The sequence below is a fragment of the Neisseria yangbaofengii genome (assembly GCF_014898075.1).
Taxonomy (GTDB): Bacteria; Pseudomonadota; Gammaproteobacteria; order Burkholderiales; family Neisseriaceae; genus Neisseria; species Neisseria yangbaofengii.
Window position 1 is genome coordinate 310,534 of sequence record NZ_CP062976.1, and the last position, 26,771, is coordinate 337,304.

General features: G+C 52.5%; 27 protein-coding genes and 2 pseudogenes. 5 read left to right on the forward strand and 24 right to left on the reverse strand.

What is annotated here, in order from left to right; all coding sequences use genetic code 11:
• Position 1: 1 nt before the first annotated feature.
• From H4O27_RS01685 to H4O27_RS01705, 5 genes are all read right to left on the reverse strand, one after another.
• Positions 2 to 736 carry a lysophospholipid acyltransferase family protein gene (locus tag H4O27_RS01685; protein WP_165006886.1) on the reverse strand — a complete coding sequence of 245 codons (735 nt, stop codon included), beginning with the start codon at positions 734 to 736 and terminating at the stop codon, positions 2 to 4.
• Positions 737 to 766: 30 nt separating this feature from the next.
• On the reverse strand, positions 767 to 1,342 hold the full coding sequence (gene gmhB, locus H4O27_RS01690; protein ID WP_165006883.1) for a D-glycero-beta-D-manno-heptose 1,7-bisphosphate 7-phosphatase: 576 nt from the start codon (positions 1,340 to 1,342) through the stop codon (positions 767 to 769).
• A 43-nt stretch (positions 1,343 to 1,385) separates the two neighbouring features.
• Positions 1,386 to 1,829 (reverse strand): DUF7832 domain-containing protein, encoded by a 444-nt coding sequence (locus H4O27_RS01695; protein WP_165006880.1) that lies wholly within the window; start codon positions 1,827 to 1,829, stop codon positions 1,386 to 1,388.
• A gap of 120 nt (positions 1,830 to 1,949) precedes the next feature.
• A complete protein-coding gene (locus tag H4O27_RS01700) occupies positions 1,950 to 3,209 on the reverse strand; it encodes a BaiN/RdsA family NAD(P)/FAD-dependent oxidoreductase (RefSeq protein WP_165006877.1) in 1,260 nt (419 codons plus the stop codon).
• Positions 3,210 to 3,264: 55 nt separating this feature from the next.
• On the reverse strand, positions 3,265 to 4,506 hold the full coding sequence (locus tag H4O27_RS01705; protein WP_165006875.1) for an aromatic amino acid transporter: 1,242 nt from the start codon (positions 4,504 to 4,506) through the stop codon (positions 3,265 to 3,267).
• A 301-nt stretch (positions 4,507 to 4,807) separates the two neighbouring features.
• On the opposite strand from H4O27_RS01705, the gene H4O27_RS01710 reads away from it, so the two are divergent.
• The gene (locus H4O27_RS01710; RefSeq protein WP_165006873.1) at positions 4,808 to 5,002 is read left to right on the forward strand and encodes a hypothetical protein; all 195 of its coding nucleotides are present in this window, start codon (positions 4,808 to 4,810) and stop codon (positions 5,000 to 5,002) included.
• Between the two features lie 406 nt (positions 5,003 to 5,408).
• Here H4O27_RS01710 and H4O27_RS01715 read toward each other — a convergent pair whose 3' ends face one another.
• The gene (locus tag H4O27_RS01715; RefSeq protein ID WP_165006870.1) at positions 5,409 to 6,476 is read right to left on the reverse strand and encodes an AI-2E family transporter; all 1,068 of its coding nucleotides are present in this window, start codon (positions 6,474 to 6,476) and stop codon (positions 5,409 to 5,411) included.
• 134 nt (positions 6,477 to 6,610) lie between these two features.
• On the reverse strand, positions 6,611 to 8,662 hold the full coding sequence (locus tag H4O27_RS01720) for a M3 family metallopeptidase (RefSeq protein WP_165006867.1): 2,052 nt from the start codon (positions 8,660 to 8,662) through the stop codon (positions 6,611 to 6,613).
• Between the two features lie 693 nt (positions 8,663 to 9,355).
• Between H4O27_RS01720 and H4O27_RS01725 the strand changes: the two genes are divergently transcribed.
• A complete protein-coding gene (locus H4O27_RS01725) occupies positions 9,356 to 10,444 on the forward strand; it encodes a YkvI family membrane protein (RefSeq protein ID WP_193004313.1) in 1,089 nt (362 codons plus the stop codon).
• Between the two features lie 309 nt (positions 10,445 to 10,753).
• Here the strand turns inward: H4O27_RS01725 and H4O27_RS01730 are convergent.
• Positions 10,754 to 11,017: pseudogene (locus H4O27_RS01730) on the reverse strand (hypothetical protein); the annotation flags it as partial.
• Between the two features lie 3 nt (positions 11,018 to 11,020).
• Positions 11,021 to 11,251, reverse strand: a complete 231-nt coding sequence (locus H4O27_RS01735) for a hypothetical protein (RefSeq protein ID WP_165006855.1) — start codon at positions 11,249 to 11,251, stop codon at positions 11,021 to 11,023.
• Positions 11,252 to 11,607: 356 nt separating this feature from the next.
• Between H4O27_RS01735 and H4O27_RS01740 the strand changes: the two genes are divergently transcribed.
• A complete protein-coding gene (locus H4O27_RS01740) occupies positions 11,608 to 11,943 on the forward strand; it encodes a hypothetical protein (protein WP_165006928.1) in 336 nt (111 codons plus the stop codon).
• Positions 11,944 to 12,062: 119 nt separating this feature from the next.
• Here the strand turns inward: H4O27_RS01740 and H4O27_RS01745 are convergent, their stop codons facing one another.
• The 3 genes from H4O27_RS01745 to gap all read right to left on the reverse strand — a co-directional run bounded on the left by H4O27_RS01745 (position 12,063) and on the right by gap (position 15,935).
• On the reverse strand, positions 12,063 to 12,470 hold the full coding sequence (locus H4O27_RS01745; RefSeq protein ID WP_165006852.1) for an OsmC family protein: 408 nt from the start codon (positions 12,468 to 12,470) through the stop codon (positions 12,063 to 12,065).
• 115 nt (positions 12,471 to 12,585) lie between these two features.
• The gene (locus H4O27_RS01750; protein ID WP_165006849.1) at positions 12,586 to 14,787 is read right to left on the reverse strand and encodes a UvrD-helicase domain-containing protein; all 2,202 of its coding nucleotides are present in this window, start codon (positions 14,785 to 14,787) and stop codon (positions 12,586 to 12,588) included.
• A 116-nt stretch (positions 14,788 to 14,903) separates the two neighbouring features.
• Positions 14,904 to 15,935, reverse strand: coding sequence for a type I glyceraldehyde-3-phosphate dehydrogenase (gene gap / locus H4O27_RS01755; RefSeq protein ID WP_165006846.1), 1,032 nt, complete (start codon positions 15,933 to 15,935; stop codon positions 14,904 to 14,906).
• A gap of 805 nt (positions 15,936 to 16,740) precedes the next feature.
• Between gap and H4O27_RS13530 the strand changes: the two are divergent.
• Positions 16,741 to 16,911 (forward strand): annotated as a pseudogene (locus tag H4O27_RS13530) (rolling circle replication-associated protein); the annotation flags it as partial.
• Here H4O27_RS13530 and H4O27_RS13285 read toward each other — a convergent pair.
• From H4O27_RS13285 to H4O27_RS01765, 3 genes are all read right to left on the reverse strand, one after another.
• Complete coding sequence (locus H4O27_RS13285; RefSeq protein WP_255525184.1) at positions 16,848 to 16,979, reverse strand: hypothetical protein; 132 nt, start codon at positions 16,977 to 16,979, stop codon at positions 16,848 to 16,850. The pseudogene H4O27_RS13530 and the gene H4O27_RS13285 overlap by 64 nt on opposite strands.
• Before the next feature lie 22 nt (positions 16,980 to 17,001).
• Positions 17,002 to 17,178 carry a hypothetical protein gene (locus H4O27_RS01760; RefSeq protein ID WP_165006843.1) on the reverse strand — a complete coding sequence of 59 codons (177 nt, stop codon included), beginning with the start codon at positions 17,176 to 17,178 and terminating at the stop codon, positions 17,002 to 17,004.
• A 152-nt stretch (positions 17,179 to 17,330) separates the two neighbouring features.
• Positions 17,331 to 18,218 carry an RnfABCDGE type electron transport complex subunit B gene (locus H4O27_RS01765; RefSeq protein WP_165006840.1) on the reverse strand — a complete coding sequence of 296 codons (888 nt, stop codon included), beginning with the start codon at positions 18,216 to 18,218 and terminating at the stop codon, positions 17,331 to 17,333.
• A gap of 119 nt (positions 18,219 to 18,337) precedes the next feature.
• Here H4O27_RS01765 and H4O27_RS01770 point away from each other — a divergent pair, with 119 nt between their 5' ends.
• Complete coding sequence (locus H4O27_RS01770; RefSeq protein ID WP_165006838.1) at positions 18,338 to 18,811, forward strand: YchJ family protein; 474 nt, start codon at positions 18,338 to 18,340, stop codon at positions 18,809 to 18,811.
• Between the two features lie 73 nt (positions 18,812 to 18,884).
• Here the strand turns inward: H4O27_RS01770 and H4O27_RS01775 are convergent, their stop codons facing one another.
• From H4O27_RS01775 to H4O27_RS01815, 9 genes are all read right to left on the reverse strand, one after another.
• On the reverse strand, positions 18,885 to 19,643 hold the full coding sequence (locus tag H4O27_RS01775) for an iron ABC transporter ATP-binding protein (RefSeq protein ID WP_165006835.1): 759 nt from the start codon (positions 19,641 to 19,643) through the stop codon (positions 18,885 to 18,887).
• A gap of 58 nt (positions 19,644 to 19,701) precedes the next feature.
• A complete protein-coding gene (locus H4O27_RS01780; protein WP_165006832.1) occupies positions 19,702 to 20,673 on the reverse strand; it encodes an iron chelate uptake ABC transporter family permease subunit in 972 nt (323 codons plus the stop codon).
• 67 nt (positions 20,674 to 20,740) lie between these two features.
• A complete protein-coding gene (gene bioD / locus H4O27_RS01785) occupies positions 20,741 to 21,382 on the reverse strand; it encodes a dethiobiotin synthase (RefSeq protein ID WP_165006829.1) in 642 nt (213 codons plus the stop codon).
• A gap of 63 nt (positions 21,383 to 21,445) precedes the next feature.
• Positions 21,446 to 22,204: a methyltransferase domain-containing protein gene (locus H4O27_RS01790; protein WP_165006826.1), complete on the reverse strand. Its 759-nt coding sequence runs from the start codon at positions 22,202 to 22,204 to the stop codon at positions 21,446 to 21,448.
• On the reverse strand, positions 22,201 to 22,845 hold the full coding sequence (locus H4O27_RS01795) for a DUF452 family protein (protein WP_165006824.1): 645 nt from the start codon (positions 22,843 to 22,845) through the stop codon (positions 22,201 to 22,203). The genes H4O27_RS01790 and H4O27_RS01795 overlap by 4 nt, the downstream gene beginning before the upstream one ends.
• A gap of 45 nt (positions 22,846 to 22,890) precedes the next feature.
• Positions 22,891 to 24,057, reverse strand: coding sequence for an aminotransferase class I/II-fold pyridoxal phosphate-dependent enzyme (locus H4O27_RS01800; protein ID WP_165006821.1), 1,167 nt, complete (start codon positions 24,055 to 24,057; stop codon positions 22,891 to 22,893).
• Positions 24,044 to 25,339 (reverse strand): adenosylmethionine--8-amino-7-oxononanoate transaminase, encoded by a 1,296-nt coding sequence (bioA, locus tag H4O27_RS01805; protein ID WP_165006818.1) that lies wholly within the window; start codon positions 25,337 to 25,339, stop codon positions 24,044 to 24,046. Before bioA ends, H4O27_RS01800 begins: the two co-directional genes overlap by 14 nt.
• A gap of 36 nt (positions 25,340 to 25,375) precedes the next feature.
• The gene (locus H4O27_RS01810; RefSeq protein ID WP_165006925.1) at positions 25,376 to 26,344 is read right to left on the reverse strand and encodes an ABC transporter permease; all 969 of its coding nucleotides are present in this window, start codon (positions 26,342 to 26,344) and stop codon (positions 25,376 to 25,378) included.
• A gap of 56 nt (positions 26,345 to 26,400) precedes the next feature.
• Positions 26,401 to 26,670, reverse strand: a complete 270-nt coding sequence (locus tag H4O27_RS01815) for a hypothetical protein (protein WP_165006815.1) — start codon at positions 26,668 to 26,670, stop codon at positions 26,401 to 26,403.
• Positions 26,671 to 26,771 lie beyond the last annotated feature (101 nt).

The following is a 26,771-nucleotide window of genomic DNA, read 5'->3' on the forward strand; positions in this document are numbered from 1 at the left end:
TTCAGACGGCCTTTTTCGGTGCAAACGGACCTTGGCCGGTGATTTCGGCTTGATGCGCTTCAATCCAGTTTTCGCATTCGGCCATCAATTCGGCTTCGCTGCCGCTGTCGTGTGCAATCGGTTTGCCGATGACGACGGTGATTTCGCCCGGATATTTCATAAACGAATCTTTCGGCCAGAATTCGCCGCTGTTGAGTGCGATGGGCACAATGTCCATCTCAAACATTTTTGCCATGCGCGCACCGCCGAGCTTGTATTTGCCGCGGGTTCCGGGCGGTAGGCGCGTGCCTTCGGGGAAGATGGAAATCCAATAGCCTTCGTTTTTGCGCGCCAAGCCCTGTTTCATCAATTGGTCGTTGGCTTCGCGGCGGTTGCTGCGGTCGATGCCGATGGTTTTCACCAGCTTCAAACCCCAGCCGAAAAACGGGATTTTAAACAGCTCGCGTTTGGCGACATAAACCTGCGGCGGAAAAATTTCCTGCAACGCCAAGGTTTCCCAGCCGCTTTGGTGTTTGGAACAAATAATTGACGGCTCGGACGGGATGTTTTCCGAGCCGATTAAGCGGTATTTCAGGCCGATGATGTTTTTCAGCGACCAATTTAAAATCGACACCCAAACTTGTGCCATTTTGTGTGCGCCGCCGGGAAAGGGTGCGGCCAGCAGCATAAAGGGAAACAGTACAATCAGGCTGACGCATAAAATCAGCCAGTAAATCAGGTTTTTAATCAACAGCATAAATAATGTGCGCTTTCGTTTCAGACGGCATTAAGCGTCGTCTTGTTTCAATTCTTCTTGCATGATGTATTGTGCAAAAGCCAGCAGGTTGTCGAAGATTTGTGTGTTTTCCGGCAATTCTCCTTCCTTTTCCTGCAAGGTTTTTTTGCCTTTGCCGGTCAATACCAAGGCCGGTTTTCCTCCGACGGCATCGATGGCCTGTAAATCGCGCAGGCTGTCGCCCACCAGCCAAGTGTCGGCGGCTTGGGCTTGGAAGCGGTCTAAAATGTCTTGAATCATGCCGGGTTTGGGTTTGCGGCAGTTGCAGTTGTCGTCGGGCAAGTGCGGGCAGAACCAAATGCCGTCAATCACGCCGCCGGCTTGTACCGCCAGACGATGCATTTTGGCATGCATTTCGGTAAGGTCTTGCAGGGTGAAATATTTGCGGCCAATGCCCGATTGGTTGGTCGCTACGGCGACGGTGTAGCCTGCTTCGGTGAGGAAGGCAATCGCGTCCATGCTGCCGTCAATCGGAATCCATTCGTCAACGGATTTGACGAAGTCGTCGCGGTCTTGGTTAATCACGCCGTCGCGGTCGAGGATAATGAGTTTGTTGTGGGTGGGCATAGTGTGCCTTTCAGACGGCCTGTTTCAACATGGCCGTGTCAGATTATTTTAAAGAATGCTTCCAGCGCTCAAAGGCCGTCTGAAAAACAGGTGCGAGCAGGGCGTAGTTTTCCGGCGTATCGGCCACATGGTAGAAGCTCGGCAGTTGCGGTGTATCGAGCGTGGTGACGTAGTCTTCCATAAAGGCACCGTAGCCTTCGTCTTCATCATCGTAATAAAATTCGGTAAAGCGCCGGCCCTGCTCGGTAAAATCTTCGGGTGTGAGCACGCTGCCCAAATGGTTGCGCACAAATGCCGCACCGCTGAATGTGCCGTTTAACATGGCGGCGAAATCGGCGGCGGTTTCCGGCGCGGTCTGCCACACGGGATTCACCAGCCCTTGACCGGCCGCCCATTGGAAATACATGCCCATGTGGGTGGCGGCATGGCCGGGCGATAAATCGGCGGGGTAGTCTTCCGCGGTATGGAATTGAAAGTGATCGTACATGGTGGGCTTTCGTGTATGGAGGCCGTCTGAACAAGGTTTCAGACGGCCTATTTTACCAGTAATCCGCCCGGCTTCGCACCGATAATATGCAAGTTCAGGCCGTCTGAACGCGGTTGGTGCTTACGCCGATTCGCGGCAGACGGCTTGCGCCGCACACACGGCCGACGACCATGCCCATTGGAAATTGTAGCCGCCGAGCCGGCCGGTGATGTCCATCACTTCGCCGATGAAATACAGGCCGGGCTGTAATTTGCTTTGCATGGTTTTCGGATCGATTTCTTTCACGTTCACGCCGCCGCGCGTGGCTTCGGCTTTTTTGTGGCCGTCTGAACCGCTGGGTAGAAGTGTCCATCGGTTCAGGCTTTGACCGAGTCGGGTTAAGACGGCATTGGACACATCCGCCCATTTGTGCGCGGCATACGGGGCGAACCCGGCGCGGCCAAGCCATGTTTCCAGCAGACGTTCGGGCAGGGTCGGGCAGAGTGATTTTAAGGCAGTGTTGAGCTGGATTTTTTGGCCGTTTTTTCCGGCGCACAATGCAGCGGCAAGGTCGGTATCGGGCACAAGGTTGATGGTGACGGTTTGGCCGCTGTGCCAATAGCTGGAAATCTGCAAAATCGCCGGACCGCTCAAGCCTTTGTGGCGGAACAGTAAATCTTCATCGAACGACACGCGCGCTTTGCCGCTGCCCACGCTGATGCGCACCGGCAGGGCAATGCCGGAAAGCTGATCGTAGCCGTGTTCCGCCCAATGCTCGAAACGCAGCGGCACCAACGCCGCTTCGGGCGGCACGATGCTGTGGCCGAATTGTTTGGCTAATTCATAGCCAAATGGCGATGCGCCAATCGCCGGCACTGCCAAGCCGCCGGTAGCGACAATCAGATTGCGCGCCTGAAATTCGCCATGGGCGGTGCCTAGTTGGAAACGCGGTGAATCATCGGCAGAGGCCGTTTGAATCAGGTTGACGGCGTCTACCGTGCAAGCCGTGTGCCATGCTACTTTGCCTTGTTCGCACTCGTTTTGCAGCATGGTGATGATTTCCTGCGCGCTGCCGTTACAAAAAAGCTGGCCTTTGTGTTTTTCATGATAGGCAATGCCGTGTTTTTCTACTAAGGTAATAAAATCGGCGGCATGAAACTGCGCCAAGGCATGACGCACAAAGCGCGGCTGCTGCGACACATAATAGGCCGAACCGTCGTGGCCGTTGAGGTGGCGGTTGGTGAAGTTGCAGCGGCCTCCGCCGGAAATGCGGATTTTTTCCCCGATTTTGGCAGCATGGTCAATCAGCGCAACGCGGTGTCCGGCCTGGCCGATACGTGCGGCGGCCAACATACCGGCTGCGCCGGCGCCGATAATGACGGTGTGGAAAATTTTGGGCATGGTGTTATGGTTTCATAAGATAAAAGAAAAGGCCGCCTTTCAGACGGCCTGATAATCAGCCTTTAAACACAGGCACAATGTCCATTTGGCTTAAAATTTGTGCGGCAATGTTGATGAGGCCGAAGGCAAATACCCACACCATCAGCCACACGCCGCCGCTGAGGCGGTAGCCTTTGCCGAAACCGAATTTTTGGCGCGATTTGTAAAGCAGCATAGCGGGGGTTAATGCGGTCCACACCGTTGCGGCCAAGCCGACGTAGCCGATGGCGGTCACAAAACCGGTGGGGAACAGCAAACAGCAAATCAGCGGCGGCAGGAAGGTGACGGCAGCGGTTTTGCTGCGGTCGGCGGCGGATTCTTTCCATTTGAAAATGTCGGCGATGTAGTCGAACAAGCCCAGAGTCACGCCCAGAAACGAGCTGGCAATCGCCATGTAGGCAAAGAACGACAACACTTTCCCCATGTTGTCGGTCGGCACGAATTTGGATAAGGTTTCAATCAAAACCGACACTTGGCCTTCCGCCGCAATCACGGGAGCAAATTCGTTGCGCGGCAGGTTGCCCTGAATCGCCAACTGCCACAACACATAAATCGCCAAGGCAATCAGCGTACCGATTTTTAAGGCTTTGGCCACTTTTGGCGCATCGCCGTTGAAGTATTTCAGCAGGCTGGATACATTGCCGTGAAAACCGAATGATGCCAAACACACCGGCAAAGCGGCGGCCACATAAATCCAATAGTCGGTGTGCGGCGCGGCTTGGGTGTCGAACAATACCGGCAGTTTGACCGTGGAAATCAGGCCGCCGGTTGCCCAGAAAAAGGTAATGACCATGCCGCCGATTAAGGCGGTGGTAAGGCGGTCAACCAAGCGGGTGGAAGCCCATACGCAAAATGCCAGTACGCCGAAAAATACCAATTGGCCGACAGGCAACGCCACTTCGCTGCCGGTCAGGCTGCCCAAACCTTGGGCGGTCAAATCGCCGCCGACAAAAATATAGGCATAGGTCAGCAGATACAGCACAAAAGCGACCGCCAAGCCGTTCACCACATTCCAGCCCTTGCCGAGCAAGTCTTTCACCATCGTGTCGAAACTCGCTCCGTGCGGGTAATGCGTGTTCACTTCCAAAATCATCAAGCCGCCGGAGAGCATGGAAAACCAAGTATAGAGCAGCACCAGCAGTGCGCCGGTGAACCAAATGCCCGAGGTGGCGGTGGGGTTGGCAAACATGCCGGCACCGATAATCGTACCGGCGATAATCATCGCGCCGCCGAAGAGAGAAGGTTGTTTTGCAGACATAATTCAACTTTCCGGAATGGGATTCGGACGGCATGGCAAAGGGTGCAGGCCGTCTGAAAGTATTAATATTTGTAAAGCGGTTATTATGCCGTAAAGTGGCGGGAATGGAAATAAAAACGCCGTCTGAAAAACAGTCGCAAACGGTAGGGCAGTAAGCTTACTTTTGATATGATTTTTTCCTAGATAATTCTAAAAATTTTTTGCATGCCCTTTTTTTTGCAAATGAATTTTAACGGATATATTCAGTCAGTAGATACTGAACCGGTTCTATTTATATTTTTTAATTCCAAGGAGAATATTTATGGAAGTTTTATCTATTCAAGAACTGAAACATGTACAAGGTGCTTTTGGTCCGGTTGGGGCTGCCATTGATGCGGTTGGTGGTGCGGCCGGATATTTAATGAATCAACAAATAAGTGGCAGTCGGTTTTTACCAACTACATTAGCATGGTCCGCCGGAGCTGGTCCGCTGCTGGTGCTACAGCAGGTTCTGTAGGTGTGGTATGGGGATTTAATGGCGCTTTGGCAGGAGGAATGGTAACTGGTGTTGCCCGGCGATATGGAAAATAAAGTGATTGGAATAAAAGTCTTTTTTTGTGTGGTATTTTTAGTCGTGTCTTATCTTATCAGACAGGAGTTCATTGCACGGAATATAGCAGACGGTTCTTTTATTGTTGCATTATCCGCAATAATTTTTATTTGGTCTGTTCCTGTACATAAGGCTTTATTCAAATACGGCATCGCTTTTTTCTCGATTGCTTATATATGTTTATATTCAATATTATAGGAAAACCAAATCTTGGCTTGAGCTGCGGCCGGCATATGTCTGAATAGGTTGTAGCTTGATAATATCAAGGCCGTCTGAACGTTTGATTTTACTTTCAGACGGCCTTTGGATAAGCCTAAATCAGCTTCTGCCACTTCATTTCGTTTTTCACATACGCATAATAAACCGGTGCGACCACAATGCCGCCGATGCCGAATATGCGTTCGAACACAATCATCGCTACCAGCAATTCCCACGCGCCGGCTTCGATTTCCGAGCCGATGATTTTGGCGTTTAAAAAGTATTCCAATTTGTGAATCACCACCAAAAATACCAATGAAGCGATGGCGACATACAGCGAAATGCCCAAGCTCAAAATAATAATGATGGTGTTGGAAATCAGATTGCCCGCCACCGGAATCAGCCCGACGATAAAGGCAATGATCAAAACCGTCACCCGAAACGGCAGTTCGATGCCGAAAAGCGGCAGAATCAGATAAAGATACAGGCCGGTAAGGAAAGTATCGACCAAGGAAATTTTTGCCTGTGCGATGAACACGCGTTCGAAACTCAGCTCGAAATTGACAATACGCTGCATCATTTCCCGTTTAAACGCCGGCATACTGCGGCGTTGGCGGCGCATGCGCAAGCGGTGGTAACTCAACATGACACCGATAACGATGCCCAAAAGAATATGTACGAAAGACGTGATGCTGTTGGTACTGATGCGGGTCAGCGCGGTGCTGTATTCTTCGATCAGCCGAATGCCGTATTGCTTGATTTGTTCCAAATTATCGGGCAGCAGGTTCAGCACAAACCCGGGCAAATTATTACTGCTTTTGGTATCGGACAAAATGGCAGCCAGCTTATTCATCATCACCGACACATTGCCGCCGTGTATCAAATGATAAATTCCCAGTGACAGCAAAAACAAAATCAGCGACACAATACCGATGGTCAGTGTGGTGGACAGCAGGTTGATGTTTTGCACGCTCAACGAACGGTCGAGCAGCGTATTGCGCGACAGCAGACGGCGGCGCAACAGCAAAATCATGCCGTTGGTTTTGGTGATGAACACATAAGTCAGAATCACTGCAAACAACAGCGGCAGCAAACGGAAATATAAAATGCCCCATAAACCGGCCGCCACCATCAGGTAAGTGGCGTTGCGGTAAAGCGTGGGCGAAGGTGGGTGTAGGCTCATGGCGTGTGCGGCTCGGAAGCGTAAGGTTAAGGTGTATTATGCCGTAACAGCAAGGTCGATGGTGGGTAAAAAAGGCCGTCTGAAGCGTGGAACAGTGTTCAGACAGCCTTTATCACGGCTCAATCAAACTTCAATCAAGCCGCATCGACATCAAAACCGCTGTGGCGCAGCAGGGCATCGATTTGCGGTTCTCTGCCGCGGAAGGCTTTGAACGATTCGGCTGCGCTGCGGCCGCCGCCGACGGCGAGGATTTCCCGCCAGAAGCGTTTGCCGGTGGCTCTGACATCACCGCTTTCTTCAAAGGCGGCGTAAGCATCGGCGCTCAACACTTCGGCCCAAGCGTAACTGTAATAGCCTGCGGAATAGCCGCCGGCGAAGATGTGGCCGAAGCTGTTGGCAAAGCGGTTGTAGGCCGGCGGAATGCTGACGGCGACTTCCTGCCGGACAGTATCCAACACCGCCGCCCAGTTTTTCAGACGGCCTTGGTCGCTTTCGCTGTAAATCAGCATGTCGAACAGGGCAAATTCCATTTGGCGCACCATAAACATGCCCCGTTGGAAGTTTTTGGCGGCAACCATTTTGTCGAACAAGGCTTCCGGCAAGGCTGCGCCGGTTTCTTCGTGGGCGGACATTTCCGCCAAAACACCGTATTCCCAAACGAAGTTTTCCATAAACTGGCTTGGTAATTCGACTGCGTCCCATTCCACACCGTTGATACCGCTGACGCCCAATTCTTCTTCCTGCGTCAGCAAGTGGTGCAGGCCGTGGCCCATTTCGTGGAACAGGGTCAGGATTTCGTCGTGGCTCAGGCGGGCTTCTTTTCCGGCCAGCGGCGGGGTGAAGTTGCACACCAAATAGGCGGTCGGGATTTGCAGCTGTCCGGCTTTTTCGCCGTCGGCAAAGCGGCGGCGGCCTTTGTAGTCATTCATCCATGCGCCGCCCCGTTTGCCTTCGCGGGCGTATAAATCGAGATACACGCCGCCGATGATGGCGCCGCCGTTTTCCAATTCAAAATAACGCACGTCTTTATGCCAAACCGGTACGGTTTTTTCGATAAAGTTTACACCGTATAAACGGTTGATTTGGGCAAACAGACCCGCCAGCACTTTACCGGCCGGAAAATATTTTTTCACTTCGGTTTCGCTGAAGGAATATTTGGCTTGGCGCAGTTTTTCGCCGGCGTATGCCAAATCCCACGATTGGAAATCGGCAATGCCCAAAGTATCGGTGGCAAAGGCTTTGACTTCGGCGAAATCCTGTTCGGCAAACGGTTTGGCCTGTGCCGCCAAATTGCGTAGAAACGCCAAAACCTGTTCGGGCGTGTCGGCCATTTTGGTGGCCAGCGACAATTCGGCGTAGTTGTCGAAACCGAGCAGGTGCGCCGTTTCCAGCCCGATTTCCAGACAACGGTCGATATTGGCGGTATTGTCGAATTTGCCTTCGTTACTCAATTCACTGGCACGGGTAACGTAGGCACGGTACATCTGTTCCCGCAGCGCACGGTTGTCGGCATACTGCATAACCGCCAGATAATGCGGCATTTGCAGGCCGATTTTGTAACCGTTTTTACCTTCGGCTTGAGCGGCGGCGGCAAACATCGCCAGCGCATCTTCCTGAATGCCCGCCAATTCGGCGGCATCGTCGAAATACAGGGCGAATGCGTCGGTTGCGTCCAATACGTTTTGCGAAAACTGCGCCGAAAGTTGGGCGCTTTCGGTTTGCAACGCCGCCAATTTCGCCTGCTGTTCGGGCGGCAACTCGGCACCGCTCAACACGAAATCACGCAAATCGTGGTTTAACTTGGTTTGCTGTGCGGCTGTCAGTCCGGCAAAAGCATCGGAAGCCTTAATCGCTTTAAAACGTTCGTATAATTCAATATCTTGCGATATTTCGCTGAAAAATACGGTTACTTCGGGCATCAGTTCGTTGTACACCGCCCGCAGCTGCGGCGTATCCACCACCGAATTCAAATGGGCAACCACGCCCCAAATGCGACCGACACGTTCGGTAATGTCGGTCAGGCGTTCGACCGTATTCAGCCAAGTGGTTTGCGGCTGCGCTTTCACCGCCGCCACTGCTTCACGGGCCTGCTGCATGGCGCTTTGCAGCGCCGGTTTGATGTGTTCGGTCTGAATGCGGTCAAACGCCGGTTCGTCGCCGAGTTGTAATAAAACGTTGTCGTTCATCTTGTTTTCCTTAATCGATAATCTGTGCAGGCCGTCTGAAAACGAGCAAAGCGAGTTTCTGCGAAGCTAAAACCGTAGGTTTCGCTAAAACGAGCAAAGCGAGTTTCTGCGAAGCTAAAATCAGCAGAGCGAATTCCAGCAAAGCCATAGTGGGTTCAATTCAAAAGAGGACAAGGCGGCGAGCCGCAGACAGTACAGGTAGTACGGGACAGGTTTTGTCCGGATTGTTTTTTAATCCGGTTACAAAAACCGTTCTCTTTGAGCCGGGCGAGCCAACGCTGTAGTATTTTGAAGCGAACCCGCCATAAAAACGGGCAATAAGCCGCTATATGGTGGTAGATTGGGAAAATTAAAGCAATGCGGCTGCATCTTGTTTTTCATTCCGTTTATTTTAGCTTCGCAGAAACTCGCTTTGCTCGTTTTAGCGAAACCTACGGTTTTCAGACGGCCTGTTTGTGGATTTGGCTATTTTCGATGATTTTTATTCAAACTGAATCAAACCATCATTTCTCGATGATTAATGCACTTTTAACAATATTTTGTGCCACTGATTTATATATAAATAACATTTTGTTGTTATTTGTAGATTTTGACTACATCCGACTACAAACACTCTTTCTTTCCTCCGCCGATTTTGCTAAAACACCGCCTACCGGCTGCTGCCGGTGTCAATAAAAACAAACAAAGGAAATTATGATGAGCAATTCCCAACAAAACGGCGTATCCGCTTTCGGCATCGCTTCCACATTTATCGGCACCATCATCGGTGCAGGCTTCGCTTCCGGCAATGAAATCCTGCAATATTTCGTTTCGCAGGGCTGGTGGGGCTTGGGTGCGATTTTGGTTGCCACGGCCGGCTTTTACTGGTTCGGCAAAATCTCGCTGCAACTGGGCTATTATCTGAAAACCGAAGAATATTCCCACGCCATCAGTCCTTCCGACAGCCCGTGGCCGCGCCGCTACTGCGATTTGATGATTACCGTAACCCTGTTCGGCACATTTGTGATTATGATTGCCGGTGCCGGCGGCCTGCTCGCCAACCTCTTCGGCCTGCCCGCGATTTACGGCTCAATCGGTATCGGCGTGTTGGTGGTATTGAATCTGTTGTGGGGCATGAACGGCTTGGTGCGGATTCAGGAACTGATGGTTCCCGCCCTGATTGCCGGTTGCGTGTTGGTCGGTCTGTTTTTCACATTCAACCCGATTGCGGGTGCAGACAAGCCGTCTGAAATCATCACTTCGCCGTTTTTGGTGCATTGGATTCCCAACGGCATTCTGTATGTTGCCTTCAACTTCCAACTGGCCATTGCCGTATTGGTGCCGTTGGGCGCAGCCGCACAAAGCCGCCAAACCCTGCAAAAAGGCGTATTCTGGGGCGCACTGGGTCTGTTTGCCGGCAGCGCCACCATCTTCACCGCCCTGCTGCTGAACCAAGGCGCAGTCGGCAACCAAGCCTATCCGATGGTAACGCTTGCCGAACAGATTTTCTCCGGCTTGGGCTATGTGTATGCCGCCATTTTGGTATTCGGTCTGTATTCCACCGCCATCAGCTGCTTTTACGGCACAATCCTGCGGGTACACGAAACCAAAATGTTCGCCCGCCTCAATCAGGTTTGGGTGATGATTATCATGTCCGCCGTCGGCGTGGTATTGAGCCGCTTCGGTTTTTCCGACCTGATCGGTAGAATCTACCCGATTCTCGGCTTCGGCGGCTTGCTGGTAATGGTATTTATGATAATGGTTGCCGTGAAAAAACTACCGGTATTGACGGCAAGAAATTAATCTTGTTCTGCCATTCCACGGCAAAACCGCCGTTTCCAATCATCGGGAAACGGCGGTTTCGATATATAGTGAATTCACTTTAAAAGTATGACAACGTAAACGGCCAGTTCCCAATTTTCAGACGGCATCAATGTGAGTTAAAGAACCCGTGCGTGCTTTGGCACGCACCCTACCGTTGGCGGGAAGGGATTAGCTGTCGTAGGGTGGGCAACTTGTTGCCCACCAAAACCATATTTCAACGATTATTGATTTACCGGTTTGTACAGAAAATTTGGTTGATTCACTATATACAGTCGAAACACCCAATTTTCAGACGGCCTGTTCTGCGCCTTTCGGTTCTTCGCCGAATACCTGCCGCCACAGGCGGCAAACGTTTTGATAATGTTCGAGCAGGGTGTTGTCGGGGCGGACTTTTTCGGTATCACGCAGTTTGGTGTTGTGCTGCTGCAGGCGGTAGAAACGGTAGGCGGTGCGGCTTTTTTCTGCCAAACCGCCGTCAATCAGGCCGTAGCCGGCGGCGATGTCGGGCAGGGCAATGTTGCCGTAGTTGTCCAAAAGCTGCGCAATCCGTTGATTTCAATATAACCGGTCCCCCGAATATTGCTTGGTAATCGAGCCGACACGCTGTCCGACAAGCACATAATCAATTCTTTTGTGGCCTACCTCAATCACCACTGCCACCACAAACATCGGCAAGGCCACCGTTTGAATCTGCGCCGCCCAAATCATCGCCAAACCCGGCAACACCAAAATCAGCGTTACATTTCGGTTTACCACCAATACGCGGCACTTGGCACTAATCAACAAATCCGACTGCGGAAATACGCGCCCAAAAGCAGTGAGCGTACCGCCAAAATGCCGATAATCATCAGCACCGATTCAATGATTTCATAGCTGGCCGGAATCTTTTGCAGCCAAAGTTTTACAGTAGCGCATACCTTGCGTTTTCCGTTTCAGACGGCATTTCATATAAACACGCATTATAAAGGCCGTCTGAAAAAAAGCTTGTGCCGTCGGCATGAGAATGCTATACCATAACTGATACAGTATAACAAAACTGTTTAAAATCAAAAAGTTATTGACTAAACTTTAAGGAAGGCATAAGATAAACACATATGAAATTTGCCTGAAAAGGCGTACTGTCTCTCATGGAGGAAACCATCATGACCTGCAAAACCCATCACGAACACAACCACATTCACGGTCAAGACTGCGGCCACACCGCCATCAAACACGATGACCACATCGACTATCTGCACGACGGTCATCTGCACCACGAACACGACGGCCATTACGACGAACACACCTTAGCCGTTAACGACACCAATCCGGACGGCTGCCGTCCGGTCAGCGACTGCGGCGGCCACGTTCACGGCGAAGGCTGCGGCCACGAAGCCGTGCCACACGGCGATCACGTCGACTACATCGTCAACGGCCGCCTGCACCGCCAACACGGCGACCATTGCGATGATCATGGTCCGGTAGAAATCGTAAAATAAAACAGATTCAACGCTTCACCATAAAAAGGCCGTCTGAACAGGTTTGGAAATCGATTGATTTCGTTTGGGCCTGTTCAGACGGCCTTTTTTTATATCAAACAGACAAATTCGGCAAATCATCAAACATAATGGAAGTTAAACACCTGCACCAAATCCGCGCTCAAACTTTTCGCGACCGGACAAGTATGCGCTGCCGCTTCCAAAACCGTGCGGCTGCGTTCGTCTAAACCTTCGCTCAAATAAAAATCAACCGTCACCTTCGCCACACGGCGCGGATTGGCCGCCATTTCCTTACCCACTTCCGCCCGCGCACCGGCTAAGTCCACGCCCAAATCGTCGGCTTTCATGCCCATAATCGTCAGTGCACAAGCGGCCAGCGAAGTCGACAGCAAATCCGTCGGCGAAAACGCTTCGCCTTTACCATTGTTGTCGGCCGGCGCATCGGTAGAAACCGTATCGCCGCTTTGTAAGTGGGTTAAATCGTTGTGCAGGTTGCCGGTGTAGCGGACGGTGGAAATGTGGGACATGGGGATTTCCTTTTTTGTGAAAGGGTTGTTGGATAAAAGCCGTCTGAAAATCGTTTCAGACGGCTTTTATAGTGGATTCGCTATATCATGTCAATTCAAGCGGTTCAATGTCTAATCAAACCACTTCCAACTTCGCAAACTTCGTATCCAATTCCTTCACGCCTTCCTTGCCAAAGTTAATGGTCAGCCGCGCCGATTCGCCTTTATCGACCGCATCGATAATCACGCCGGTGCCGAATTTGGCGTGGCGTACGTTTTGGCCGATGCGGAAACCGGCGTACTCTTGCGGCAGTTGGTAGTCTTCGAAGACTTTGTTGCCGCGGGTGCGCGGGGCGTCGGTGAAGCTGTTGAAGTTTTGTTTTTTGGCCGACAGGTAATGCAGCACTTCGGGCGGAATTTCTTCAACGAAGCGGGATACGATGCCGAATTGGGTTTGGCCGTGCAGCATGCGTTGTTGCGCCATGGTGATGTAGAGGCGTTTGCGTGCGCGGGTGATGGCGACGTACATCAGGCGGCGTTCTTCTTCGAGGCCGCCGCGCTCGGCGAGGCTGAGTTCGCTCGGGAAGCGGCCTTCTTCCATGCCGGTGAGGAAAACGGCGTTGAATTCCAAGCCTTTGGCGGCGTGGACGGTCATCAGTTGAATCGCGTCTTTTCCTTCGCCGGCTTGGTTTTCGCCTGATTCCAGCGCGGCGTTGCTGAGGAAAGCCAACACAGGAAAGGCAGGGTGTTCGGCGGCGTTTTCCGGCAGGATTTCAAAGTTGCTTTCTTCAGGCTTGAACGCGACGGCGGCATTGACCAATTCGTCTAAGTTGTCCAAGCGGTCTTGGTGATCGCCTTTTTGCGTTTTGTAGAATTCGGCCAAGCCGCTGTCTTGAATCACGCTGACCATGATTTCGGCCAGCGATAATTGGCCGATTTGGTTGCGCAGGTTTTCAATCAGTTTGACGAACGCGGCGATTTTGGTGGCTTTGGCACCGGCATTACAGGCGGCCTGCCACAGGGAAAGGCCTTGCTCGCTTGAGGCCGTCTGAAGGTTTTCAATCGTGCGCGCGCCAATGCCGCGGGCGGGCACGTTAATCACGCGCAAGAGGGCATTGTCGTCATCGGGGTTGACCGCCAGGCGCAGGTAAGCCAGCGCGTGTTTGATTTCCTGACGCTCGTAAAAACGCAGGCCGCCGTAGATTTTATACGGCACGCCGCTGCGGAACAGGGCTTGTTCGATGACGCGCGATTGGGCGTTGCTGCGGTAGAGCACAGCCATTTCCGCCAGCGGCCAGCCTTCGCGTTGCAGCGATTTGGCTTCTTCGATGATGAACTGCGCTTCTTCAAAATCGTCGGGCGCGGAAAGGTAGCGGATTTTGTCGCCCGACTCGGCATCGGTGCGCAGGTTTTTGCCCAAACGCTCGTCGTTGTTTTCAATTACGGCATTGGCGGCGGCGAGAATATTACCTACCGAGCGGTAATTTTGTTCAAGCTTAATCGGTGCTTCAATGGCGAACTCTTTCATCAGCGCGGTCATGTTGCCGACATTCGCGCCACGGAAACGGTAAATGCTTTGGTCGTCGTCACCCACGGCAAACACCGCCGCCTGATTGCCCGCCATCAGCTTGAGCCACGCATATTGCAGCTTGTTGGTGTCTTGAAATTCGTCCACCAAAATATGATTGAAACGGTTTTGGTAATGTACGCGCAGTATTTCGTTGCTTTTAAGCATTTCATAGCTGCGCAGCATGAGTTCGGCAAAATCGACTACGCCTTCGCGCTGGCAAATGCGGTCGTATTCGGCATAGCATTCGGTCATGCGCTGCGTGTGCGGATCCGGTGCTTGCAGGACAGACGCGCGCAGGCCGTTTTCCTTTTGCGCATTGATAAATCCTTGCAAGCTGCGCGGCGCAATGATCTCTTCGGCGATGTTGAGCTGCTTCAACATGCGCTTGATCAAGGCCAGTTGGTCGCTGCTGTCGAGAATCTGAAAAGTCGCAGGAAGGTTGGCATCGCGATGGTGCAGGCGCAAAAATCGGTGGCACAAACCGTGAAACGTGCCCAACCACATCGCGCGCACGTTCACCGGAGTCATCGCCCCCAAACGAGTCTGCATTTCCTTGGCCGCTTTGTTGGTAAACGTCACCGCCATAATGCTGTGTACGCCGGCCTGACCGCTTTGCAGCAACCAGGCAATGCGCGTCGTCAGCACACGCGTTTTGCCGCTGCCCGCACCGGCCAATACTAAAGCCGATTGAGGCGGCCAAGTTACGGCGGCAAGCTGTTCGGGATTCAAGCCGGTTAACAAAGAAGAAGGGGATTCGCTGGGGAACATGATGAGGCCGTCTGAAAAAGATTTTGGAATGCGGTATTTTAATATAAAACGATGAAGAAGGCCGTCTGAAAAGATTTTTTCAGACGGCCTTTTCTAATTGATCAAGCAAAACCCAATCATTCGAAGTCTTGCACTTCCAAATCAAACATACGCATAGCGGTGCGCAGCATTTGGCAGCTGAAGCCCCATTCGTTGTCGTACCAAGCGAATACTTTTACCATGTTGCCGTCAACGACTTTGGTCAGGGTGGCATCGAAGTTACTGCCTTGGGTGGTGTGGTTAAAGTCCATCGATACCAGCGGCAGGGTGTTGTAGCCCAATACGCCTTTCAGACGGCCTTGTTCCGAAGCGGCTTTCATCAATTCGTTGATTTCTTCCACGCTGGTTTCACGGCCGGCTTGGAAGCTTAAGTCAACCAAGGAAACGTTCACCGTCGGCACACGGATGGCCAAGCCGTCGAGTTTGCCTTTCAGATCAGGCAACACCAAGCCCACGGCTTTGGCGGCGCCGGTTTTGGTCGGAATCATGTTTTCCACACCGCTGCGGGCGCGGCGCAAGTCTTTGTGGCGCACGTCGGTGACGGTTTGGTCGTTGGTCAGGGCGTGGATGGTGGTCATCGCGCCTTTCACAATACCGATGCTTTCGTTCAGCACTTTGGCCACAGGTGCCAAGCAGTTGGTAGTGCAGGAAGCGTTGGAAACCACGGTCATGTCGGCAGTCAACACATCGTCGTTCACGCCGTAAACCACGGTGGCATCGACATCGGCTTCACCCGGGGCGGAAATCAATACTTTTCTCGCACCGCTTTCCAAATGTACCGAGGCTTTGGCTTTGCCGGTAAACGCGCCGGTGCATTCCATCACCAAGTCAACGCCCAAGTCTTTCCAAGGCAGTTCGGCCGGATTGCGGGTTGAGAAGTAAGGGATTTTGCGGCCGTTGATAATCAAATGGGTGGCATCGTGATCCACATCGGCGTTGAACCGGCCGTGTACGGTATCGAATTTAGTCAGGTGAGCGTTGGTTTCCAAGCTGCCGCTGGCGTTGACGGCGACGATTTCGAACCGGTCTTGCAGGTTGTAATCGTAGATGGCGCGTAATACTTGACGGCCGATGCGGCCATAACCGTTGATGGCGACTTTAATGCCCATAGTTTTTCCTCTTTGTTGGTGGGGTCCGGGTTAGTGGGAAATTGCTGGGCGGCATTATAGCAGAAATTGTAGTGTTATGTAATTAATATTTTATTGAATTGTGCAAAAACGAAACACTTTGATTGTTGGCATGCAGTAAGCAAATTCTAAAATTTTATGGGGTAAATTCAAATTTAATGGGTGAATATGCTTTTATTTTAAAATTGGAGAAATTATATTTTAAAATATAGGAATGGGGTAGGAGGTAGTAAAAGTGAATGACAGGGTATGTTTATTTTAAAATGATTGTTAGGGGCAATAATCACTACATTGAAGAACAAAAGGCCGTCTGAAAGAAATCACGTTCAGACGGCCTTATATATTGCACTCCACGCAAGGGGTAAATCTTCGTTAATGCCATTGATAAATTTAACCGACTTTCAATAGGTCTGAAATGTCACTTTGTCATTACACCATCACACCGCAAGCGGAAACAAATCCGATTGCCTATTTGCCGTGTATTCGTTGAAATCGACGATGTACCGACTGCTCACGAAACCGGAAATTCCCCTGTTTTATAGTGAATCCGCTTTAAAATAGTACGGCGTTGGCTCGCCCGGCCGTATTATCTATACTGTCTTCGGCTCACCGCCTTGTCCTATTTTTAAAGTGAATCTACTATAAGCCACACGGCCAACAATCCGCTTTTGACGCCGCCGATTTATACGGCAAATTAACCGTATCCGCTCCGATGCCGGAGGTGCGGGCGTGAACGGTTTCAGCAAGCGCGAAGCGCGCGCTTCCTTGTTTAAAGAGCAGCAATTGCATTGAGACTGAAAACCCGATTCAAAACAATAAAAAAGAAATGCCGGTTGGTTGTGAAAAATTCTTACCAGACGACATGAAACCCGAATTTAACGCGTTTTCAACATCTCACAAAAAATCATCAACCGCTTTGGAAATGAACGTACGCCGATTCATTGAAACATTCGGCCTTTTCAATGCTCGGCTGCGGCGCAATGAAGCGGCAATCACGCTTTGGTTGTTTAAGGTGCGTTGAAACATGGCTTTAAACGGCATCACATCTTTAATTGGCCACGGTCAAAACCATGTGCCCGTTGTTTAGGTCGCTCCGAGTGTCAAACCACAAACCGCAGGCATGTGCTGTCATCTTTACGGCGTGGACGGTGAATTCCGGCTCGAGTGCGCGTTGGAACAATGCAGGATTGCGGATGAAATAATCGCTTAAGCGGTTTTTCGACAAGGCGTAATCGGCGTGGTTCCGGTCGATGGGATAAACGGGCAGAGGGAATTGGTTGGCAAGGTTCGGGCGTATGGCGGGCTTTCGCGGAGCATTTTGATTTAATCAATAAAGGTTCAGGCCGTCTGAAAATATATTTTCAGACGGCCTGGGGATTAAGATTGTTGCGCGCGCATTTGTTTGGTTTTGCGTTTGGCGGATTTTTTCGCTTCCTGTTCGGCTTTGTATTGGCGCAAATAAACCAGTGCGGCGGCTTTTTCTTCTTCGTTGCCGTATTTCATGTCGCGTTGGGCACGGCGCAATACGGCGCGTTGTTTGGCTTCTTCGACTTGCTTGGCTTTGAAATCTTCGTGGTTGTGGGCGGTGGCCAGTTGGGTTTGCTGTTCTTGTGCTCTGGCCATGGCTTTGGCGATTAAGTCCATCGGGTTAAACGCCGGTTTGGCGGCAGTTTGAGCCGGTTGTGCGGTTTCGGCAGCGGCTTGCAGCTTGGCTTTGGTTGCTGCTTCACGTTCGGCCAGTTTGGCTTTGCGCTCGGCGGCATCGCGTGCTTTGCGGGCTTCGTGCCATTCAAAACGGTTTTTGGCGTGTTCCGCCGCAGCAAAGCGGGCATTGCTTTCGTATTCGGCGCGTGCCAAGGGTAGAAAATCGCTTTCGACAGGCTGCATGTAAATGCAGTCGACCGGACACGGCGTCACACACAAGCCGCAGCCGGTGCATTCATCTTTAATAACGGTATGCATCAATTTATGTGCGCCCATAACCGCATCGACCGGACAGGCTCTGATGCAGGCGGTGCAACCGATGCAGACGGCTTCATCAATCCATGCCAAGGCTTTGGGCTGAATTTGGGCCGGTGCCAGCGGCGATTTGCCGAGCAGGTTGGCAATATCGAGCATAACCGTTTCGCCGCCCGGTGCGCATAAATTGACCGGCGCATCGTCGCGTGCAAGGGCTTCGGCATAAGGCAGGCAGCCTTCGTAGCCGCACTCGCGACATTGGGTTTGCGGCAACAAACGATTCAGACCTTGTGCTGTGGCAGTCATGGTGTTCAAATATCAAATGCAAAATCGAAAGGCGGTATTTTAGCAGAAAATCGGCTTTAAGGGCTTCTACATATTGATTTTGTTATATAATTTGATTCATTCTCACTTGGAAAACCCGTATGCCCGATATGCAGATTTGCCCGTGCCAATCGCAGTGTGCTTATGCCGATTGCTGCCAACCCTTTCATGCGCAACAAAAATTGCCCGCCACTGCTGAAGAACTGATGCGCTCGCGTTACAGTGCTTATACGCTGCAAAATATTGATTATATTGTGCAAACGACTGTGCCTTCACAGCAAAATTTATTGGATACCGCCGATATGCTGGCTTGGAGCCGCGAAACCGATTGGCAGGGTTTGGATTTGTTAAACCATGTGTCCGATATCGGTAAAAGCCATGCTCAGGTCGAATTTATCGCGCACTTTCAGAGCGAAGGTGAAATGCAGCATCACCATGAATTGTCTGCTTTTGTGAAGATTGACGGGTGCTGGTATTTCATCGACCCGACCGTGCCGCTGCCGACCATGAAACAGCCGTGCATTTGCGGCTCGGATAAAAAATTTAAGGCTTGCTGCGGGCAGTTTTTTAAATAGAAACGAGGCCGTCTGAAAATCTATAGTGGATTCACTATAGATTTTCAGACGGCCTTGATTTAATTTACTTCAATCACACGTGATGCACCACTAATTTTTTTCCTTTGTAGTCCAATACGTCCACATCCATATCAAACAAATCCAGAATATTTTCCTTGGTGAACACATCGTTCGGCGTGCCTTGCAGCGCGACTCGGCCGTTTTTCATCGCCACCACATAATCCGCATAAGCCGCCGCCTGGTTGATGTCGTGCAATACCACAACGGTCGTACGCCGGTGTTCGCGGGTCAAGTGTTGCAAAAGCTGCATCAGCGAACGGGCGTGATACATATCGAGATTGTTCAGCGGCTCATCGAGCAACACATAATCCGTGTTTTGGCAGAACACCATTGCAATCATGGCGCGCTGGCGCTGGCCGCCGGAGAGTTCGGTTAGATAGCGGTTGGCAAATGATTCCAGTTGGAAGCGGTGTAATGCTTTTTCCACAATTACTTTGCATTCTTCAGACGGCCTGCCTTGGTGATACGGATAACGCCCGAACATCAGCAGATCGCGCACGGTAATGCGGCTCATGATGCTGTTTTCCTGAGTCAGAATCGACAGGGTTTTGGCTAATTCGGCAGTCGGTGTGGCGGTAATGTCTTGGCCGTTGTAACTGATTTTGCCCTGCGTCAACCGCTGCAAACGCGCCATAAGAGACAGCAGCGTCGATTTGCCTGCGCCGTTGGGCCCAATCAGTGCAGTAATGCCGCCTTGAGGAATATCAAGGGAGACGTCGTTTAAGATAAGGTTGCCGCCGATTTTGTAGCTGACATTTTGGATTTTAATCATGGATTCGGTTCGCCTGATGGTTTTTAAAACAGGGTTGGGCGTTTGGCCATTCAATAAGTTAAGGCTTTTTCTTCAAAATCAAATATAAAAACACCAAGCCGCCGGCAAATTCGACCACCACGCTCAACACAGCCTGCATGCCCAAGAAATGCTCGAATAAGGTTTGGCCGCCGACCAGCAAAATGCCGGCGGTGCAAAACGTCATCGGCAGGCGCACGGCGTGTTTCATGTCGGGTGAAAAATGGTTGGCCAGCGCAACGACCAACAGGCCGAAGAAGCTGACGGGGCCGACCACGGCAGTGGCGGTGGCGACCAGCGCGGCAATCCACAGCAGCAGCCGCAGTGTGTTGCGTGAATAATTGATGCCCAAATTAACCGCTTGGTCGCGTCCGAGCATGTACACATCCAAGCGGTGGCGTTCGCGCCAGATAAACACCACGCTGGCCAGCAGCACCGCCGCGCCGATGGTAATCAATTGCGGATTGACACTGTTGAACGAGGCAAACGTATAGGCTTGCGCCACGGCGAATTCTTCAGGGTCAATCATGCGCTGCAACAGCGATGCCAAGCTGCGGAACAGAATGCCGAAAACCACGCCGATCAAGATCATGCGCGCCAAATCGCGCCCGCCCTGTTTCATCAAGGTGGCAAACAGCAGCATCGAGCCGCCCATCATGAGCACCAACTCCAGCGAGAATTTGCCCAATATCGGCAGCGAGTTGAAGCCTATGCCGCCCAACACAAACACCAGCAAGGTTTGCAAAAATACATACAGTGCGTCAAAGCCGAGTATCGAGGGCGTGAGAATCGGGTTGTTGGTCAGTGTTTGGAATAATAAGGTGGACACGCCGACGGCATAAGCCACCAGCAGCAATGCGGCCAGTTTGGTCAGGCGCAGGGGCAGGGCGAAATCCCAATTGCCGTTGACGTTGTAGGTCAAAAACAGGGCGCAGCAGCCGATGAGCAGGGCAAACGCCAGCCACAGCGGTTTGGTGCTTGGGTGCGAAAGGGGAACTGTAGGTGTGTTCATTAAAACCGTCTAATTTGTGGGATTATTAATCGTCAATATGGGTTAAGGCCGTCTGAAAAGTCTCGGCTTACCATTCGGTGAACGCCAAATCCATCCATTTTGCCTGCGGAAAATGGGCGGTCAGATACGCACGTAAATAGCGGCGCGTGTCTTCTTTAATCAGTCCGTCGCTGCACGGATAATGGTTGTAAATCAAGGTATCCAAGGTGATGCCGCGCATATGGCAGGCGGCCAAACTCAATAGCGTATGGTTGATGCTGCCGAGCTTGGCAGAGGTGACTAATACCACCGGATATCCTTGTCGGGCGATGTAATCCAGCGTGGTGGCATCATCACGGTATGGCACAGCCAGGCCGCCCGCGCCTTCGAGCAGCACATAATCATAATGGGCGGCCAATTGTTCGGTGGCGGCGGTGATGCGCGTATCGTCAATTTCAGTTTGTTCCAAAGCGGCGGCCAAATGCGGCGAACACGGATGCGCGAACACATAAGGGCAGGTGGTGCCGTCAAGGTCTTCGGGCAGCCAATCAATGCCTTGAATGCGGCGGTGCGTCTGCAAGTCGGCAGATAACCCTGTGCAGCCGGTTTGCACCATTTTTTGCGTCATCACGCGGTGGCCTTGTGCGGCCAATTGTTTGGCCAATACGCCGGTGGCCACGGTTTTGCCGACATCGGTATCGATGCCGCTGATAAACAATACTTTTCCCATTATTTTCCTTTGCCGGCCGTGTGCCGCTTGTCTTTCGGACGGCCTTATAGATACGGCAGGCGGTTATTTTTTTACAGCGGCGATATAAAGCGGCGTGTAATCCAAACCGACGCGGCCGTCCGGCAGGGCATGGCGCGTGCGGTATTGCGTTTCAAAGGTTTGCAAGCGCTGTTTTGTCCACACAAAGCCGGTATTGGCGGCGGTGACTCCGGTATATTGCAGGTGGCGTAAGGCATCGCGTGGCGTGTCGAAAGCCAGCGTAACCGTACGCTGCTCCAGTGCGAGAATGTCGTAGTCGCGTTGCAACCAAGCCGCCCATTCTGCCGCCGTCGGATAATGCAGGCCGCTGCCGGTGAGTGTGCGGATGGGGTGCAGATTGTCGGGAGTAAATGTGTTAAACAACAACAAGCCGTCTGAAACCAGCATATGTGCCGCACGTTGCACAAACACAGCAGGCTGTGCCAGCCATTGCAGTGCGGAAGCGGAAGCAATAATGCCGTAGCCACTGCCTAAATCGATTGCTTCGGCATCGCCGAAACGGTATTCCGTTTCAGACGGCCTGTTGTGTTGCCCATCGGGTGCGCAGGCGGCATCCAAATCATTTAAAACCAATTTTGCCTGCGGGAAACGCTGCGCCAGCAGTCGGCTGAATAAGCCGGTGCCGCAGCCGATTTCCAGGATTTGGGCGACATGCTCGGGTGCGTAAAGTGCCAACCATTTATCCAGTTCGCCGTGAATGATTTTTTGCGCTTCGGCATGGCGGTCGTAATGCGGTGTGGCGGCGGCAAAACGCGCGGCTATGCGCTGTTTGTCGGGTATCATGCTGCTTCATTCCAGTGCGGCCAATGCCGGTGCGGGTAATGTCCGCCGTCAAATTCGGTGACGGGGCAGCGCGATTGCCAGTAGGCCGATTGGTTGGCGGCCGGAATAATGCGGTCGCGCAAGCCTGTCCATGCTTCGTGCCAATCAAGCAAATCGGTGCGGCGGTCGGCTTGCACGGCCTGATGCAGAAAACGCAATTCATTATGCAGGCTCTCGTGGGTGCGGTGGCCGTCAAGCCGGCGGTAATGTGCCAGGCTGTCGGCATCGGCACACATGCGTTGTTCGAATTTGGCGCGGTTGCGTTCATCGAAGCGGGCTAAGGTTTGGTCGAACACGGCGCAGGGAATGCCGAATTGATCGTCGTAAGGTAAGCCTGTGCCGTTGACGGCAACCGCCCAATCTACCTTCACGCCCTGCATGGCGCGTTCGGCAACCCAAACACCCATCGACCATGCCAACACACCGATGCGGCGGTAGCGGCCGAAGTCGAAATCTAAAGCGGTGTCGCGGTAATCGCTGCACAACAAAATATCGGCATCGGCGGGTACTAAGGTTTCTGCCACGCTGTCGGGTGTGCCCCAGCCGGCGAAATAAACCAAAAGCGTGTCTGCGTTGGGGCGGGAAATCAATCGGGTGTGCATGGTGTTTGTGTTCTTTTAATGATGTTTCAGACGGCCTGTGATGATTTAGGCAGCCGTTTTGTTTAGGGTATGGATAAACCCGTCTAATTCATCGTCGCTGATGTCGGCCGTGAGCGACAGCCGCACGCGCGCGCTGCCTTTCGGCACGGTCGGCGGACGAATCGGCAGGCAGTAATAGCCTTGCTGCTGCCATACTTGCGCCTGCTTCGCCGCCGCTTCGTTGCTGCCGAGTATACACGGAATAATGTGGCTGTTTGCCGCTGCCGGCATGGGTGATGGGTAATGCGCTGCCACGGCTTCACGCAGGCGCCGGCTGAGTGCGGCCAAGCGATTCCGGCGCGCCTTCATCTTGGGTATTTGCTGAAAGATGAAATGTGTCCACGCTACATTTACCGGCGGCAGGGCGGTAGAAAAAATCAAGGTACGCATGTGGTTGGTCAGGTAGTCTTTCATCAAAGCGCTGCATACGGCAAACGCGCCCACGGAAGCCAAGGCCTTGCCGAATGTGCCGGTTAAGATGTCGATATCGGCCATGCAGCCTTGCATTTCTGCCAAGCCCAAACCGGTTTCGCCGTATGCGCCGACGGCATGGGCTTCATCGACATAAAGCAGCACATGGCCGTAGCGTTTTTTCAGGCGCACCAAATACGGCAGGTCGGCCGTGTCGCCATCCATGCTGAACAGGCTTTCGGTTACGATGATGATGCAGCGGTAATTAGCGGCGCGTTGTTCGAGCAGGCGTTCAAGCTGGGCATAATCATTATGGCGGTAGCGCAGATAATCGGCATCGCTTAAACGGATGCCGTCGATCAGGCTGGCGTGCACCAATTTATCGGCCAAAATCAGCGTTTCTTTGTCCGCCAGTGCAGGCAGAATGCCGATATTGGCATGATAGCCGCTGTTGAACAATAAAGCTGCTTCACGCTGATAACGCGCAGCCAGCAGCGTTTCCAACTCCTGATAAATCGGAAAACCGCCGGTTAGCAGCCGCGATGAAGAGGATGACCACGGCAGTTCGCGACAGGCATCGCCGGCCAAAAATTCATGCCGCAAGACTTCATCGTGCGCCAAACCAAGATAATCGTTAGATGACAAATTCAGCAGTTTGAGGCCGTCTGAAACAATATAGCGGCCTTCTTGCGGCAAATCGGGCAGACGGCGCAAACGGTCTTGGGCTTTTAATTTGTCCAGCGCGTGTTTAAAGTGTTGCACCGTATTCCTCCGCCAAAGCAGCCAGCAGGCCGCCGGTTAATCGGGTTAACTCGTCCGGCGTGATGATAAACGGAGGCATCAGATAAACCAGTTTGCCAAACGGCCTCACCCAAACGCCGTGCGCCACCAGCCGGGCCTGTAAAGAAGCCATGTTGACCGGGGTGTTCATTTCAATCACGCCGATGGCACCCAACACGCGTACTTCAGCCACGCATTCCCATGCGGCGGCGGCTGCCAAATCCTGCCGCAATTGCGCTTCAATGCGGGCAATGCGCTGCTGCCACGGGCTTTCCAGCAGCATGGCAACCGATTCGGCGGCCACGGCGCAGGCCAGCGGGTTGGCCATAAAGGTCGGGCCGTGCATAAAGCAGCCCGCTGCGCCCGATGAGATGGTTTCGGCCACCCGGGTGGTGGCGACGGTAGCCGAAAGCGTGAGATAGCCGCCTGTGATCGCTTTGCCCAAGCAGACGATATCGGGTACGGTGTCGGCGTGTTCCATCGCAAACAGCTTACCGGTGCGGCCAAATCCGGTAGCGATTTCGTCAAACACCAGCAACACGCCATGCGCCGAACACAATTCGCGCGCTTTTTGCAGGTAAACCGGCGAATAAAAATACATGCCGCCTGCGCCTTGTACAATCGGTTCCACAATCAGTGCGGCGATTTCGCGGCCGTGTGCGGCCAAAAGATGGCGTAAAGGTTTAATGGCTTCATCACGCCATGGTTCGCCGAATTTTACGGCCGGCTGAGGCAGAAAATATTGCACCGGCAAGCTGCTGCCAAACAAACCGTGCATACCGGTAATCGGATCACAGACCGACATCGCATGCCAAGTGTCGCCATGATAGCCCGCACGAATGGCGGCAAAACGGTTGCGTTCAGGTTTTCCGACGGCCTGCTGATATTGCAGCGCCATTTTCATTGCCACTTCAACCGCTACCGAGCCGCTGTCGGCATAAAAAACCTTGTTCAACGACGGCGGCAGAATACTTAATAATAATTCCGTCAGCCGCACCGCCGGCTCGTGGGTCAAACCGCCAAACATGATATGGCTCATTTTTTCCAATTGCGCTGCGGCAGCCGCATTCAAGCGCGGCTGGTTGTAGCCGTGCAGTGCCGCCCACCACGAAGACATGCCGTCGACCAAGCAGCGGCCGTCTGAAAGCGTGATCATCACGCCATCGGCGCTTGCCACCGGATAAACCGGCAGCGGCGCGGTCATGGATGCGTAAGGGTGCCAGATGTGGTGTTTATCGATATGAAGCAGATGGCTGGTGTGCATGTTCGGTATTCTTTTATCTAGGCCGTCTGAAAAATTTCAGACGGCATGGGCAGGTTTTCTCAACAATAAGCCTAAGAATAACACCGTACCGGCCACGCCGAAAATCACCGATACCGGAATTTCAAACGGAAACACCACCAAGCGGCCGATAATATCGCACAGCAACACCAGCGAGGCGCCCATCAAAGCCACCGCCGGCAGGCTTTGGCGCAGCTTGTCGCCCATCAGGCGGCTGATGATGTTGGGCACGACCAAGCCGATAAACGGAATATTGCCTACCGTTACCACCACCAGCGACGTAATCAGCGCGACGATAATCAAACCCGCCCACAAAATGGTATTGTGGTTTAAACCCAAGTTCACGCTTACCGTTTCGCCTAGGCCGATAATGGTGAGTTGGTCGGCAATCAGATAAGCAGATACCGCCAACGCGCCGGTAAGCCACAGCAATTCATAACGCCCCTGCAACACCCCCGAAAAATCGCCTTGTTGCCACACGGTCAGCATTTGCAGCATATCGGTTTCATAAGCGATAAACACCGCCACCGACTCAATCACGCCACCGAAAATAATCCCCACCAGCGGTACCATCAATTGTGCAGTCGGCGGCAGTCGGCGGATGAGTGCCATAAACACCAGCATACCCACCATCGCCGCCGCTGCCGCCGCCGACATTTTCACCGGCAACGCAGCAGACGGTACAAACAACGCCATCAGCAGCAAACCCAAAGACGCGCTCTGGCTCGCCCCCACCATCGATGGTTCGACAAAACGGTTGCGCATCAAAATCTGCATAATCATGCCCGCCACCGCCATCGAAGCGCCGGTCAACACAATCGCAAACGTGCGCGGCAAGCGGCTTACCCACATCAGCTGCATGCTGTCGGCCATATCGAACAGGTTGCGCCAGTCGAAACTGGCCACGCCGACCGACAGGCTGATGAAAAACAGCACAATCAGGGCGAAGATGCCGGCTAGGTTTAAGGAAAGGGCGGTTTTGAACATGGGTTTAATTGATTGGGTGAGGTTCATTTTATTTTCAGACGGCCTTTATGTATCTTTCAAAAGGCCGTCTGAAAATAGAACGTAAAGGCAAAGAAACTCGGCGTTGGCTCCGGTTCGTGCCGGTTTTCAGACGGCCTTTCGGTTGCGGCTTCCGCTTCCGTTGCCGGTTCTGCGGCGGTTTCGGGCTGATGTTCTACTGTTTCGGAAACGGTTTCAGCTGCTCCGTCCGTCTGCTCTTCGGCTGCTGCCGCTTCGGTTTCCCGCTCCGCTTGCGCCGCTTCTGCCGTGTCGTTTTTTTTGCGGCGGAAGAAATCGGAGAATGCCATATGTTTTCCTTTGATTTTGCGATACTTGAAAGCCCTTATTGTAGCCGATAGCCGGGCGCAGTTGAAAAAATTTATCGCAAACGCCGTTATTTTGTAAGATT

Coding starts and splice junctions, on each gene's coding strand:
- H4O27_RS01710 (WP_165006873.1), top strand. CDS start 4,808: ATGGAAGTTTTATCTATTCAAGAACTGAAACATGTACAAGGTGCTTTT.
- H4O27_RS01790 (WP_165006826.1), bottom strand. CDS start 22,204: ATGATACCCGACAAACAGCGCATAGCCGCGCGTTTTGCCGCCGCCACA.
- H4O27_RS01700 (WP_165006877.1), bottom strand. CDS start 3,209: ATGCCCAAAATTTTCCACACCGTCATTATCGGCGCCGGCGCAGCCGGT.
- bioA (WP_165006818.1), bottom strand. CDS start 25,339: ATGCACACCAGCCATCTGCTTCATATCGATAAACACCACATCTGGCAC.
- H4O27_RS01745 (WP_165006852.1), bottom strand. CDS start 12,470: ATGTCCCACATTTCCACCGTCCGCTACACCGGCAACCTGCACAACGAT.
- H4O27_RS01720 (WP_165006867.1), bottom strand. CDS start 8,662: ATGAACGACAACGTTTTATTACAACTCGGCGACGAACCGGCGTTTGAC.
- gmhB (WP_165006883.1), bottom strand. CDS start 1,342: ATGCCCACCCACAACAAACTCATTATCCTCGACCGCGACGGCGTGATT.
- H4O27_RS01750 (WP_165006849.1), bottom strand. CDS start 14,787: ATGTTCCCCAGCGAATCCCCTTCTTCTTTGTTAACCGGCTTGAATCCC.
- H4O27_RS01780 (WP_165006832.1), bottom strand. CDS start 20,673: ATGAACACACCTACAGTTCCCCTTTCGCACCCAAGCACCAAACCGCTG.
- bioD (WP_165006829.1), bottom strand. CDS start 21,382: ATGGGAAAAGTATTGTTTATCAGCGGCATCGATACCGATGTCGGCAAA.
- H4O27_RS01685 (WP_165006886.1), bottom strand. CDS start 736: ATGCTGTTGATTAAAAACCTGATTTACTGGCTGATTTTATGCGTCAGC.
- H4O27_RS01770 (WP_165006838.1), top strand. CDS start 18,338: ATGCCCGATATGCAGATTTGCCCGTGCCAATCGCAGTGTGCTTATGCC.
- H4O27_RS01725 (WP_193004313.1), top strand. CDS start 9,356: ATGATGAGCAATTCCCAACAAAACGGCGTATCCGCTTTCGGCATCGCT.
- H4O27_RS13285 (WP_255525184.1), bottom strand. CDS start 16,979: ATGTTTCAACGCACCTTAAACAACCAAAGCGTGATTGCCGCTTCATTG.
- H4O27_RS01795 (WP_165006824.1), bottom strand. CDS start 22,845: ATGCACACCCGATTGATTTCCCGCCCCAACGCAGACACGCTTTTGGTT.
- H4O27_RS01705 (WP_165006875.1), bottom strand. CDS start 4,506: ATGTCTGCAAAACAACCTTCTCTCTTCGGCGGCGCGATGATTATCGCC.
- H4O27_RS01815 (WP_165006815.1), bottom strand. CDS start 26,670: ATGGCATTCTCCGATTTCTTCCGCCGCAAAAAAAACGACACGGCAGAA.
- gap (WP_165006846.1), bottom strand. CDS start 15,935: ATGGGCATTAAAGTCGCCATCAACGGTTATGGCCGCATCGGCCGTCAA.
- H4O27_RS01765 (WP_165006840.1), bottom strand. CDS start 18,218: ATGACTGCCACAGCACAAGGTCTGAATCGTTTGTTGCCGCAAACCCAA.
- H4O27_RS01695 (WP_165006880.1), bottom strand. CDS start 1,829: ATGTACGATCACTTTCAATTCCATACCGCGGAAGACTACCCCGCCGAT.
- H4O27_RS01740 (WP_165006928.1), top strand. CDS start 11,608: ATGACCTGCAAAACCCATCACGAACACAACCACATTCACGGTCAAGAC.
- H4O27_RS01775 (WP_165006835.1), bottom strand. CDS start 19,643: ATGATTAAAATCCAAAATGTCAGCTACAAAATCGGCGGCAACCTTATC.
- H4O27_RS01715 (WP_165006870.1), bottom strand. CDS start 6,476: ATGAGCCTACACCCACCTTCGCCCACGCTTTACCGCAACGCCACTTAC.
- H4O27_RS01810 (WP_165006925.1), bottom strand. CDS start 26,344: ATGTTCAAAACCGCCCTTTCCTTAAACCTAGCCGGCATCTTCGCCCTG.